Source organism: Crossiella sp. SN42 (genome assembly GCF_023897065.1).
Lineage (GTDB): Bacteria > Actinomycetota > Actinomycetes > Mycobacteriales > Pseudonocardiaceae > Crossiella.
Genome location: NZ_JAMHIV010000026.1, coordinates 117073 through 129428, shown reverse-complemented (window position 1 = coordinate 129428; position 12356 = coordinate 117073). Strand labels below are relative to the sequence as shown.

At 73.3% G+C, this 12356-nt stretch carries 10 protein-coding genes; 7 read left to right on the top strand and 3 right to left on the bottom strand.

Annotated elements, in window-relative coordinates:
- Positions 1-40: 40 nt before the first annotated feature.
- On the bottom strand, positions 41-1396 hold the full coding sequence (locus M8C13_RS29315; RefSeq protein ID WP_252483959.1) for an extracellular solute-binding protein: 1356 nt from the start codon (positions 1394-1396) through the stop codon (positions 41-43).
- Positions 1397-1565: 169 nt separating this feature from the next.
- Between M8C13_RS29315 and M8C13_RS29310 the strand changes: the two genes are divergently transcribed.
- Both M8C13_RS29310 and M8C13_RS29305 read left to right on the top strand, forming a co-directional pair.
- Positions 1566-2582: a LacI family DNA-binding transcriptional regulator gene (locus M8C13_RS29310; protein ID WP_252483958.1), complete on the top strand. Its 1017-nt coding sequence runs from the start codon at positions 1566-1568 to the stop codon at positions 2580-2582.
- Positions 2579-2833, top strand: coding sequence for a hypothetical protein (locus M8C13_RS29305; RefSeq protein ID WP_252483957.1), 255 nt, complete (start codon positions 2579-2581; stop codon positions 2831-2833). Before M8C13_RS29310 ends, M8C13_RS29305 begins: the two co-directional genes overlap by 4 nt.
- A 3-nt stretch (positions 2834-2836) precedes the next feature.
- Here the strand turns inward: M8C13_RS29305 and M8C13_RS29300 are convergent, their stop codons facing one another.
- Positions 2837-3298, bottom strand: coding sequence for a PPOX class F420-dependent oxidoreductase (locus M8C13_RS29300; RefSeq protein ID WP_252483956.1), 462 nt, complete (start codon positions 3296-3298; stop codon positions 2837-2839).
- Between the two features lie 46 nt (positions 3299-3344).
- Here M8C13_RS29300 and M8C13_RS29295 point away from each other — a divergent pair, with 46 nt between their 5' ends.
- Genes M8C13_RS29295 through M8C13_RS29275 form a run of 5 tightly spaced genes read left to right on the top strand, consistent with a single transcriptional unit; the run spans position 3345 to position 7584 of the window.
- Positions 3345-3773 (top strand): cytosine permease, encoded by a 429-nt coding sequence (locus tag M8C13_RS29295; protein ID WP_252483955.1) that lies wholly within the window; start codon positions 3345-3347, stop codon positions 3771-3773.
- 59 nt (positions 3774-3832) lie between these two features.
- Positions 3833-4270: a cytosine permease gene (locus M8C13_RS29290; protein WP_252483954.1), complete on the top strand. Its 438-nt coding sequence runs from the start codon at positions 3833-3835 to the stop codon at positions 4268-4270.
- A 41-nt stretch (positions 4271-4311) separates the two neighbouring features.
- Positions 4312-6237, top strand: a complete 1926-nt coding sequence (locus M8C13_RS29285) for a beta-propeller domain-containing protein (protein WP_252483953.1) — start codon at positions 4312-4314, stop codon at positions 6235-6237.
- Positions 6238-6295: 58 nt separating this feature from the next.
- Positions 6296-6640 (top strand): PadR family transcriptional regulator, encoded by a 345-nt coding sequence (locus tag M8C13_RS29280; RefSeq protein ID WP_252483952.1) that lies wholly within the window; start codon positions 6296-6298, stop codon positions 6638-6640.
- On the top strand, positions 6637-7584 hold the full coding sequence (locus tag M8C13_RS29275) for a hypothetical protein (RefSeq protein WP_252483951.1): 948 nt from the start codon (positions 6637-6639) through the stop codon (positions 7582-7584). The genes M8C13_RS29280 and M8C13_RS29275 overlap by 4 nt, the downstream gene beginning before the upstream one ends.
- On the opposite strand, the gene M8C13_RS29270 is transcribed toward M8C13_RS29275, so the two are convergent.
- Positions 7544-12346: a tetratricopeptide repeat protein gene (locus tag M8C13_RS29270; protein ID WP_252483950.1), complete on the bottom strand. Its 4803-nt coding sequence runs from the start codon at positions 12344-12346 to the stop codon at positions 7544-7546. The genes M8C13_RS29275 and M8C13_RS29270 overlap by 41 nt on opposite strands.
- Positions 12347-12356 lie beyond the last annotated feature (10 nt).

Sequence of the window (12356 nt, the reverse complement as noted above, 5' to 3'; positions counted from 1 at the left end):
GATCGACTCCGGCTCCCGGCGGCTCCCGGCCGGCGCCCGCTCACAGTTGCGGCCTCGGTGTGGCCAGCAGCGTGCGCATGGCCGAGCTGAACTCCCCGAGCGCCGCCTCCGGGCTCAGCCCGCCCGCGCACATCTGGCTGAACACCGCGCCCGCCTGGTTCTGCAGGTCCGAGGCGGCCCCGCCGAACCAGCACGGCGGGTCCAACTCCAGGTCGGCCGCGGCCGAGGCGTACCGGGCCGCCGGGCCCAGCTCGGCGTAGGCCGTGCTCTCGGCCACCGGGCGGTAGGCGGGGATGTGGCCGCCCTTGGCCCAGGTCAGGCTGTGCTGGAGCAGGAAGCGGGCGAAGTCCAGGGCGACCCTGGTGCGGGCCGGGTCGCGGTCGTCGCGGTGCGGCAGCACCAGCGCGTGCGAGTCGCCGTGCACTCCGGCCGTGTCATATATCGCCGGGAAGGGTATGACGTCGAACGGAGTGTCCTGTTCGACGAAGGTGGGCAGCTCCCACTCCCCGTTCCAGAAGAACCCGGCCTGGCCGCTGCCGAACATGGCCACCGCGGCGTTGTTGTTCACATCGCCGCGGGCCACCCCGGACTCCACGGTCAGCGTGCGCAGGAACCGCAGCGCGCGCAGCGCCTTGGCCTCATCCAGCACCAGCCTGGTCGCCGACGGGTCGAACAGCTCGCCGCCCTGCTGGCGGTACAGCGTCCAGAACAGCCGCCACGGGTTGATGTCCGCGGACACCGCCAGCACCAGTCCCTGCTGCGCCCCGGCCCGCTTCGCCGCGCGGAAGGCGTCCAAAACCTGTGTCTCGCCGCGCATCGGCTTGAGCCGCCCGTCCGGGCCGAGCAGGCCGGCCCGGCCGCAGATCTCGGTGTTGTAGAACAGCACCAGCGGGTGGGTGTCCAGCGGCAGCGCGTAGACGCGGCCCTGGTGCTGGGCGCGGGCCCACGCCGTGGCCGGGAAGTCCGCGGCGGTGAGCCCGAACTCGGCCAGCAGGTCAGGGTCGAACGGGTCCAGCAGTCCGGCCGGGGCGTACCCGGCCAGCCGGGACAGGTGCAGCACCGCCACATCGGGCGCGCGGCCGCCCGCGGCGGCCATGGCCAGCTTGGTGTAGTACGGGGTGCCCCAGGCCAGCGTGGTGGCCTGCACCGGCGTGCCCGGCCGGGCCTGGCGGTACGCCTCGACCAGCTCCACCATCCGGGCGCCGTCACCGCCGTTGAACAGGTTCCAGAACTTCAGCGGCGCCCCGGCTCCTGGCGGGGGCGGACCGCATGCGCCCGCGCCGGCGGTCCCCAGCCCCAGCGCGAGCGCAGCGGTCCCCTGGAGGAACCGCCGTCGGTCGAGAAACCCGTCCGCCCTGCTGCCCGGCGGGCCGGCCCCCCGACTGCGTCTCCACACGGTGCCTCCAGAACCCCCAGCACGACCAATCCCCCTCGGCCGCGACCTGGTTTCTACAGCGTTGTAAACAACGATGTAAAGATGCTTCCGGGGGACGTGACCCGAACAGGCGTGAAATTGTGACGATCCCGCGTCCCGACCGTTTTACAACGATGTAAAGTACTCCGCCATGGGCGTGAGCCTCAAAGACGTCGCCGCGCTCGCTGGCGTGTCGGTGAAGACGGTGTCCAACGTCGTCAACGACTACGCCCACGTCAGCGAGCAGACCAGGGCCAAGGTGCGGCAGGCCATCACCGAGCTGGGCTACCAGCCGAACCTGACCGCACGGCACCTGCGCTACGGCCGCTCCGGCATCATCGCACTCGCCCTGCCCGAACTGGACATACCCTACTTCAGCGAGCTGGCCAGATCGGTCATCAGCAGCGCGGAGGCCCAGTCCTGGGCGGTGTTGATCGAGCAGACCGAGGGTCGGCGGGAGCGGGAGCTGCTGATCGCCTCCGGCCTGCGCTCGCGCACCGTGGACGGCCTGATCCTGAGCCCGCTCGCCCTCGACGGCGAGGACCTGGCCCGGCTGGGCGCGGAGCTGCCGGTGGTGCTGCTGGGCGAGCGGATCGGGCCGGGCGCCGCCGACCACGTGGTGATCGACAACGTGGCCGCCGCGCGCGCCGCCACCGAACACCTGATCGGCCTGGGCCGCCGCCGGATCGGCGCCATCGGGGCCAGGGCGGTGATCGGCCAGGACACCTCCAACCTGCGCCTGGCCGGCTACGCCCAGGCGCTGGGCACGGCGGGACTGCCCCTGGAGCCGGACCTGGTCATGCCGGTGCCGCGCTACCACCGCCCCGATGGCGCGCAGGCGATGGCCGCGCTGCTGGACCGCGCCGAACCGCCGGACGCGGTGTTCTGCTTCAACGACCTGCTCGCCCTCGGCGCGCTGCGCACCCTGCTGGCCAGGGGACTGCGGGTGCCGGAGGACGTGGCGCTGGTCGGCGTGGACGACATCGAGGACGGCCGGTTCAGCACGCCGACGTTGACCACCATCCGACCGGACAAGGCGCAGATCGCCACGGTCGCGGTGCGCATGCTGCTGGAGCGGATCAACGGCGCGGACATGCCGCCGCGGGAGTTCCAGGCCGGGTTCACCCTGGAGGTCAGGGAAAGCACGGTGGGCCGGGCCGCCGGATGAGCGTGCGGCTGCCGGTGCGCAACCACGGCACGGACCGGCTGGCCGTCTACATCGAGCCGTACCCCGGCCAGTTCTGGCTGGAACCCGGCGACGAGCTCACCATCGTCGCCGGGGATGGCGTCCAGTTCTCGCTCTCCGCCGGACCTGAGCTGACGATCTGGCTGTTCCAGGACGGCGACGGGCACCAGGTTGTGCTGGAGTACCGGGTCTTCGGCAAGGACGGTGTCGAGCTACCGCCTTGGCAGGACTGAGGCTCAGGCCAGGTGCGCCGGGAAACCGCCGGTGGCCACCGGGCCCCAGCGCTCCGGCGTGAGCCGCAGCAGCGACTTGCCCTGCTCGCGCATGGCCTGGCGGTACTCGTTCCAGTCCGGGTGCTCGCCGGAGATGCAGCGGAAGTACTCGACCAGGGGCTCCACCGAGTCCGGCGGGTCGATGACCTCCAGGGTGCCGTCGACCTGCACCCACGGGCCGTTCCAGTCATCGGAGAGCACCACGATGCTGCCGCGCGGGTCCCGGCGGGCGTTGCGGGCCTTGGCCCGGTCCGGATAGGTCGAGACCACGATCCGGCCCTCGGTGTCCACCCCGCAGGAGACCGGGCTGGCCTGCGGGCCGCCGCCGGCCCTGGTGGTGATCAGCAGGCCGTGGTGGCGGGGGCGGAGGAACTCCAGCAGGGCGTCGCGGTCCACCTGGGTGTTGGTGGCGATGGGTCGGGGCACGGGTTCGAGCATAGGCTCTGAGCCGGTCCAGACCTCGGAGGTGTTGATGACGGTGAGCGTGCGCGCCGCGGCCGCGTTCGAGGGGCGGTCCATCGACCCGGTGCCCGAGGCGGAGCGGCACGGCAGGCCGCGCAGCCTGTTCACGCTGTGGTTCGCGGCCAACATGCAGGTCACCGCCGCCGTCACCGGCGCGCTCACCCTGCTCAGCGGACTGCCGATCGACGTCAGCATCGCGCTCTACGCCGCGCTGTCCGGGATGTTCGCGGTGATCGGCTACTGGCTGATCCACCGGTTCGGCTGGCTGGCCTCCGCGCTGTCGGTGGTGGTGTTCGTGTACCTGTCCATCCGGCTGGTAGGCACCCAGGACCTCGGCGCGGTGCTGGCCGCGCCCCGGCTGGAGTTCGGCAAGTTCCTGCTGGCGCTCTCGCTCACCGCCTCCTGGCAGCTGACCTTCAGGCCCTACGTGGCCGTATAACGGTCGGTCCTGGCAAGCAGACCTCCGACACCTCCCGCTACCTGCCCTCGGCGACCTCGGTGCGGGCCACGTTCTGGTGGACCTACGGCGGCACCGTGCTCGGCGCGGTGCTGGCCATCCTCGGCCGCGGCGAGTTCCTGAAGAACTTCGTGCTGTTCCTGGAGTTCCTGCTCTACTTCCTCACCCCGTGGAGCGCGATCAACCTGATCGACTTCTACGCGGTGCGCCGGGAGCGCTACGACTTGGCCGCGATCTACGACGCCGACGGTATATACGGCCGGTGGGGTATACCGGCGCTGATGGCCTACGCGGCCGGGGTGCTGGTGCAGATCCCGTTCGCCAACGTGCCGGGCGTGTTCACCGGTTTCCTGGCCCCGCTGCTGGGTGGCGCGGACATCGCCTGGCTGCTCGGGCTGGCCGTGCCTGCCGGGTTGTACCTGGTTTTCTCGCGCCGCCAGGCAACGCGAACCGGGGTGTCCTCCGTCCAGAGGACATGAGACAGCTGGGCGGAGCGAGAACGGGTTGGGTGCGCGCCGGCGTGACGACGGTGGTGGCCGGGGTGCTGGCCGGTGGTGCGGTCTCCGCGTCCGGCCCACTGGCCCAGACCTCGCCGCCCGCGATGTCCGACGCGGCGGTCCGGCTGGTCGCCTACGACTCCTGCCCGGCCGCGCTGACCGGGTTCCGGGACGCGGCCTCCGCGGTGGTCAGCGCCTACGGCTTGGCCCAGCAGGGCCGACCGGGCATTGACGCGCGCACCGGGGCGGAGCTGAACACCCCCGGCGCGGTCGAGGACCGGAGCTCGGGTCAGAAGTCCGCCGACCAGGGCTTCTCCACCACCAACCGGCACGAGGCAGGCGCCGATGAGCCGGACCTGGTGAAGAACGACGGGAAACGCCTGGTCTCCATCGTCGGCGGCAAGCTGCGGGTGATCGATGTGGCCAGTGCCAAGGTCACCGGCACGCTGGAACTGCCGGACGGGCCCGCCACCCAACTGCTCACCCACGGCGACCGCGCGCTGGTGATGACCTCCGGGGTGAGCCTGGCCCAGCCCAGGGTGGCGCCCAGGGAGGACTGGCCGACCGGGTCGGCCAAGCTGGTGCTGGTGGACCTCTCCGGCGCGCCGAAGATCCTGGGCAGCCTGGATGTGGACGGGTCCTATGTGGACGCCCGGCAGGTCGGCGGGGTGGCCAGGGTGGTGGTGCGCTCGATGCCGCGGCTGCCCTTCGCCTACCCGGACGGCACGCTCTCCGCCGAACAGGCGCTGCGGCGCAACCAGGACATCGTGCGGGACTCCGCGATCGGCGACTGGCTGCCGCGCTATCGACTGTCCACTTCGGACGGTGAGAGTTCGGGGCAGCTGGTGGACTGCGCGAAGGTGAGCCACCCTGGCAAGTTCAGCGGCGGGTCCATGCTCACCGTGCTGACCCTGCCGCTGGACAAGCCGCTGGGCAAGGGCGATCCGGTGACCGTGGCCGCGGACGGGAACACCGTGTACGGCAACGAGAAGAGCCTCTACGTCGCCGACGACCAGTGGCCGCGCGCGGTGCCGTTGCGCGGGGGCGCGGAGGTCGCGCCGCAGCCGGAGCCGCGCACCCAGGTGCACCAGTTCAGCGTGGACGGCTCCGCGCCGCCGAAGTACCTGGCCTCCGGGCAGGTGCCGGGCGCGCTGCTCAACCAGTACTCGCTCTCGGAGCACAACGGGAACCTGCGGATCGCCACCACGCTGACCCGGGGCACCGCGCAGCCGCGCCAGGTGCCCGACTCGCAGAGCGCGGTCACCGTGCTGGCCAGGCAGGGCGACAAGCTCGCCGAGATCGGCAAGGTGGACGGGCTGGGCAAGGGGGAGCGGATCTACGCGGTGCGCTTCTTCGGCGACACCGGCTACGTGGTCACCTTCCGGCAGACCGACCCGCTGTACACCCTGGACCTCAGCGATCCGCGCCGACCACGCGCGGTCGGCGAGCTCAAGATCACCGGCTACTCGGCCTACCTGCACCGCGCGGGCGACGGCAGGCTGATCGGGGTCGGCCAGGAGGCCAGCGACCAGGGCCGGACGCTGGGCACCCAGGTGTCGCTGTTCGACGTGGCCGACCGGGCCAACCCGCGCCGGATCGCCCAGCACCACCTGCCGGGCGCGTTCTCCGAGGCCGAGTTCGACCCGCACGCCTTCCTGTACTGGGAGCAGAGCGGCCTGCTGGTGCTGCCGGTGAGCCGGGGCTGGGCGGCCCCGCGCGGCGACCGCGCGCTGCCCCCGGCCGGTGGCGCACTGGTGCTGCGGCTCAGTGGCGGGACCGTGGCTGAGGTGGGTCAGGTGGCGCACCCGCAGGACCGCTCAGCTGGCTCGGACGCCTCGGTCCGCCGCTCCCTGGTCGCCGCGGGCTCGCTGTGGACCCTGTCCGCCTCCGGGGTGAAACGCCAGGACCTCAACTCCCTGGCCGACCAGTCCTGGATCCCCTTCACCTGATCGCACCACCGGGTATCAGCTGGTTGCGTATATATCGGCGCGCTGTATATTCAGGGACATGGAGAGTCTCTCTGAGCAGGCGTTTCTGGTGTTGACCGCGCTGGCGGACGAGCCCCGGCACGGGTACGGGCTGATCCAGGAGGTCAAGGCGCTCTCCGACGACCGGGTCCAGCTGGCGGCGGGGACGCTGTACGGGCTGCTGGACCGGCTGGCGCGGCAGGGGCTGGTCGCGCTGGACCGGGAAGAGGTGGAGAACTCCCGGCTGCGGCGCTACTACCGGCTCACCGACGAGGGGGCCGAGGCGGTGCGCACCGCGGCGGAGCGGATGGCCGAGGGGGCGAAGCTGGCCAAGCAGCGGCTGGTGCGGCGGCGGTTGTTCCGGGCCACCGGGAGGCTGGCGTGAACATCGGGGAGCCGGCCGAGGAGAGCTGCCGCAGGCTGGTGCGGGTGCTGCCCGCGGACTACCGGGCCGCGCACGGCGAGGACCTGGTGGTGACGCTGCTGGACACGGTGGACGAGCGCGGGGTGCTGCCGTTGCGGGAGCGGCTCTCGGTGCTCGCGCTGGCGGTGCGGCTGCGGGTGGTGACGCCGGTGACCGGTCCGGCCGCGGCGGCGCTGGTGGGCATGCTGGTGCTCGTCCAGGCCGGGATGGCGCTGGTGGCGCTGCTGCTGGGGTCGGTGGGCGCGGCGCTGTTCCTGGGTCAGTTGTGGACGCCGCCAGTGCTCGAGGGCCTGCCGCTGTCGTTCAGCCTGGGTGAGGAGATCGCGGGCCGGATCGCGAGCGACCTGGTGTTCGCGGCCGGGTGGCTGGCGGTGCTGCACGGGCTGCTGCGGAGCCGCCGGTACGCCGCGCCGCTGGCGGTGGCGCTGGCCGGGGTGCCGCTGGTGCTCCAGGTGGTCAACAACCCGCTCGGGCTGGCCTGGGCCGGCCGGGTGCTCTTGGTCTGCACGCTGCTCGCGGCGGTGCTCGCCTGGCGGCGGGCGCCGCTGACGGTGCCGGGGCGGCCGCGGCGCTGGGGGTTCGCGGTGCTGGTGGCCACGGTGGCCTCGGTGGCGCAGACGCAGTTCCTGGTGATGCTGCCCCGCGAGCTCTGGGCCCCGGTCATCTGGACGGTGGCCGCCGCGGTGGTGCTGGCCGCGCTGGTGGTGGCCAGGGATCGGCCGTGGCTGCTGCTGGCCGGCAGTTGGCTGGCCGCGATCCTGGCGCTGGCGCACGCGGTCACCGACCTGGTGTACACCTCGGCCCTGATGCCGCACGTGCCCGCGACGGTGGCGGTGGCGATCGTGTTGGCGGGCTTGGCTTTGCTCAGCCCAGGCGGGGCAGCTCGCCGCGTGGCCCGGAGTTGAGCGAGCGGTCCGGCCGGCCTTCGGCCCGGTGCCCGACCAGGCGGCCGGGTCCGTAGCTCAGCTCGCCGGTGGGTCCGGCGGAGAGCTGGTTCATGCTGGCCGCCAGGTCCGCCTCCACCCCGCCGGGCAGTTTGAGCTTCACCAGCAGTGGCAGCAGGAAGCCGAGTGCGACCAGGCCGATGAGCACCGGGGTGAGGGTGGCCAGCACGACCGTGTTCACCTTGGCGGTGAAGAAGAACCCGGCCCACAGCGCGACCAGCAGGCTGGTCGCCACCAGCACCAGCGCGGCGCTGCCGAGCAGGCTGCGCCGGGCCACCACGAGGCTGTGCGTGGCCAGCTCCACCAGCCGCCGCGCCTCCACGTGGCCGGGGTCGCGTTCCAGGCAGCGGCGCAGGAACCGGACCGCACGACGGCGCTGCGCCGGGCGGGCCTGCACCTCGGGGCTGCCCTCGCCGATCTTGAACGCGGCCACCCCGGCCACGAAGTACGGTTCGGCCTCCGCACTGGCCGCGCTGATCGCCTGCTGTGCCAGGGCGAGTGCCTCCAGGTGGAACTCGCGGCGCTGGGTGGCGTCGCCGCGTTCGATGAGCAGCCGGGCCAGGGTCAGGTGCAGCCGCCAGGCCGGGTGGTCGCAGTCGGTGCGGTCCAGCGCCTCGCGCAGCACGCGTTCGGCGGCGACCAGGTCGCCGGGGGAGCGGGCCAGCGCGAGGGCGAGGCCGATGGCGGCGGAGCCGCTGCGTGGTTCGCACAGCAGCGCCTGCCGGAAGTGCTGGGCGGCGGTGCGGGCGTCCGCGCCGGGCTCCGTGCCGTCCTGGTCGCGTTGCAGCAGCAGGCTGCCCAGCTCGATGTGCGCCTGCGCGTCGTAGAAGTTGCGCGCCAGGGCTTTCTCGAAGAGCTCTTCGGCCTCGTCGAAGCGTTCCAGCTGGGCCAGCAGCGCGCCGAGGTCGACGTAGCTGCCGTTGAACGGGTCCAGCTCCACCGTGCGCCGCAGGTGGTGCTCAGCGAGGGGATAGTCGCGCTGGCGGGCGTAGAGCACGCCGGCGCAGGTGTGCGCGAGCAGGTTGGCCGGGTCGCGGGCCAGGATGTCCAGGCAGAGCCGTTCGGCTTCCTCCTCGTCTTCCAGCTCGCCGCCGCGCACCAGGGTCCAGGCCAGGCCGCCCTTGACCGCGGCGTCCTCGTGTTCCAGCGCGGCGGCGGCGCGGAAGTGGGTCTCGGCGGCAGGGAAGTCGCCGTCGGCGAAGGCCACCCAGCCGAGCCCGCGCAGCGCCTCGGCCCGGTCCTCCGGGTCCTCGGCCAGCTCCAGCAGCAGGCTGAAGTCCTTGCGCGCCAGGCTGGTGCGGCCCTGGTCGCGGTGCACCCAGCCGCGTTCGGCAAGCAGCTCGGGCTGCTTGGGCCGGGCCGCGAGCGCGGTCTCCACCAGTTCCCTGGCCTCGCGGAACCGGCCGAGGGAGCGCAGGGTGGCGGACTTGGCGGTGATCGCGCCTGCGGCCAGCGGGTCCAGCGTGAGCAGCCGGTCGAAGCAGGCCAGCGCCTCGGGGTAGCGGGTCTGGCCGTCCAGGATGCTGCCCTGCAACAGCATCAGGTCGTGGTCCTGGGGAAAGCGCCGGAGCCCTTCCTCGACCACCTCGGTGGCCTCGGTGAACCGCTTGCGGTCGAACAGCAACCGGGCGCGGGCCTGCGTGATCTCGCTGCTGGGCGGCAGCTGCGCGGTGATGAGGTCCAGCTCGGCGAAGGCTTCCTCGATCCGGCCGAGGCGCTGTGCCAGCCGCACCACGTCCAGCCGCAGCGTCTCCCAGTCCGGGTGCGCCCGCGCGCCCGCGCGCAGCACCCGGGTGACCTCCTCGGTGCGGCCCAGCCAGTCCAGGCAGTTCAGCCGCCCGAACAGCGCCTGTTCGTTGGCCGGGTCGATCCGGTTGATCTCGGTGTACTCGGCCAGCGCCGCCTCGATCCGGCCTTCCCGCACCAGCAGCCTGGCGTGCTGCGCCCGCAGCTCGGTGGACCACGGGAACCGCTCCAGCGCGGTGTCCGCCGCGGCGCGGGCCTCGGTGAACCGGCGGGCCTCGCGCAGCGTCCAGATCCGCAGCCAGTGCAGCCAGTGGTGGCCGGGATCCTTGGCGGACAAGACATCCAGCAGAGCCAGTGCCTCGTCGTGCCGGTGCTGCCTGCGCAGGTGGCTGACCAGGTCGACGCCGACCGAGGTCACCTCCGGCAGTTCGGCGAAGGCGGTGCGCAGCAGGGTTTCCGCCTCGGCCTCCCGGCCCTGCGCGCGCACCGCGCCGGCCTGCCGGTTGCGCAGCCGGGGGTTGCGCGGGTGCAGCCGGATGCCGTCGGCGGCGGCCTGGGCGGCCTCGGCCGGGCGGCCGGCCTCGGTCAGCGTCCGCACCAGCAGCAGCCACAGCGTGGCGTCGCCCGGTGTCCGCTCCACGGCGTTCCTGGCCGCTTCGACCGCCTCGCCGAGCTTGCGCGCGGCCAGGCGGGCGGTGGCGATCTCCTGCCACAGCCCGGCATCCCACGGCCTGCGGCTGACCGCGTCGGCGACCATCCGGTCCGCCTCGGCGGCCCGGCCTGCCTGGTAGCGCAACCGGATCGCGCCGCCGAAGGCCTCGTTGTGCTCGGGATCCAGGGTCAGGGCCTGGTCGCAGGCCAGGATCGCGTCGTCGAAGCGGAACAGCTGCTCCAGCGTCCAGGCGAGCTCGAGGTGCAGGTCGATCTCGGCGGGCGCGGTGGCCAGCGCGGTGCGCAGCAGGGGTTCGGTCTCCGCGCAGCGGCCCAGCCTGCGCAGGCAGCGGACCAGGCCGCACAGGATCACCTGGTCGTCGGGGTGCGCGGCGTGCGCGGCGGCCAGCGCGGGTTCGGCCTCGGCCTCCTGGTCGATCTCGATCAGGCTCCAGGCGTGCAGGAAGCTCAGCCGCGCGGACTCCGGCAGGGCCTGGTGCGCGGCCACCGCGGCCGCCCTGCCCTCACCGCGCCGGTACAGCTGGAACAGCAGCTGGATCCGCCAGTACAGCAGGTCCTCGTGCCGCGGGTCCCCGGCCAGCAGACTGTCCACTTCGGACAGTGCTTCCTGCTGGCGGCCGGCCCAGCTGAGGTGCCGCACCAGGTCCAGCGGGAACTCCGGCGAGTCGGGGAAGCGTTCGATGGCCGCGCGCAGGGCCGCCTCGGTGACCTCGTCGGCGGCGGTGTCCTGTAGCAGGGCGATGCGTTTGCGGTGCAGCTGCGGGGCGTCCGGGCAGTGCGTGAGCGCGGTGGTCAGCAGCGGCACCGCTTCGGCGTGACGGCCGCGGGTGAGCAGATGGCCGATCCGGGCGTGCCAGGCGTCGGCCTCCCACGGCGCGAGCTCGGTGGCGGTGCGGTGAGCCTGCGCCGCGGCCTCGTGGTCGCCGTGTAGTTCCAGTGCGCTGCCCAGCTCCTGCCACAGCTCGGCGTGCTGGGGCCGGTGGGTCAGGCAGGCACGCAGCACCGCGACCGCCTCGCTGGCCCGGTTCCGTGCCCGCAGCGCCAGCGCGAGCGCGATGCTGATGTCCACATTGGACGGTGTGCGGTCCAGGGTGGCGCGGTAGAGCGCCACCGCTTCCTCGGTGCGGCCGGTGGACTGCAGGTGCCAGCCCAGCGCGCGCACGCAGTCGGGATCCTCGGGCCGGGCCGCGAGCAGCTCGCGCAGCAGCGCCTCGGCCTCCTCCCGCTGCCCGCACCGCTTGCGCAGCCTGGCCACCAGCCGCGGCGCCCAGTCGTCGGCCGGGTCCAGGCCGAGGGTCGCTTCGGCGATCGGCAGCGCGGCCGCCGCGTCCTGTTCGGCCTCCACCAGCTCGACGTACTCGGTGCGGATGTCGACCTCGGCCGGGTGCAGGCGCAGCGCGCGCTCCAGCACCTCGCGGGCCTCGGGCAACCGGTCGGCCTGGCGCAGCGAGCTGGCCCACAGCCACCAGGCGGAGGTCTGCCCAGGGTGCAGCCGGACCGAGACGGCGTACTGCTCGGCGGCGAGGTCGGGCCGGCCCAGGCGGGCCAGGGCCGTGCCGAGACCTTTGCGCAGCGCGGGCTGACCGGGCCGCTCGCGCACCCGCTCGGCGAGCAGGTCGGCCGCGGCCTGGCGCTGACCGGCCAGGTTGAGGGTGTCGGCGTGGTTGAGCAGCACGGTGATCCAGCGCGGGTACCGCGCCAGCAGCGCGCTGGAGCAGGTGACCGCCTCGGTGTGCCTGCCCTGCCCGCGCAGGCTGGTCACCAGCTCCTCGTGGATGCCGAGCGCCTCGGGCCGCTCGGCGAGGTAGTCCCTGGCCAGCGCTTCGGCCTCCGGGTGCCGGTGCAGGGCGCGCAGCGCGGCCAGCCGCCATTCCAGGCAGCTCTCGCCGCCGGGCGCGGCGGGGTCGACCGGTTCGGTCAGCGCCAGCGCGGCCCGGTAGTCGGCGAGCCCGTAGAGCAGCCGGGCCTGGGCGGTGCGCAGCTCGGCGTCCTCCGGCCAGCGGGCGCGGGCGGTGGCCAGCCCGGCCAGCGCCTCGTCGTAGCGGGCGCGCCAGTGCAGCACCGCGGCCAGCCAGCCGTGCGGGCGCGGGGAGTCCGGGGCCAGCTCGGCGGCCCGCCGGAAGTGCCCTTCGGCTTCCTCCAGCCTGCCGAGGTACAGGGCGGCCCGGCCGAGCTGGACGTGCAGCTCGGGGTCCTCGGGGTGTCGCCGCAGCTCCTGGCGGAGCAGTCTGCGCAGCCGGGCGTGCCTGCCCTCGCCGCGCAGCACCCGAGCCTCGTCCTTGATCCGCTGCCAGCCCGCTGTCACCGCCTGATCA

What these genes read in the sequence shown, in the direction of transcription:
- M8C13_RS29280 (WP_252483952.1), top strand. Translation starts at nt 6,296, where the DNA reads ATGGAGAGTCTCTCTGAGCAGGCGTTTCTGGTGTTGACCGCGCTGGCG.
- M8C13_RS29295 (WP_252483955.1), top strand. Translation starts at nt 3,345, where the DNA reads ATGACGGTGAGCGTGCGCGCCGCGGCCGCGTTCGAGGGGCGGTCCATC.
- M8C13_RS29310 (WP_252483958.1), top strand. Translation starts at nt 1,566, where the DNA reads ATGGGCGTGAGCCTCAAAGACGTCGCCGCGCTCGCTGGCGTGTCGGTG.
- M8C13_RS29305 (WP_252483957.1), top strand. Translation starts at nt 2,579, where the DNA reads ATGAGCGTGCGGCTGCCGGTGCGCAACCACGGCACGGACCGGCTGGCC.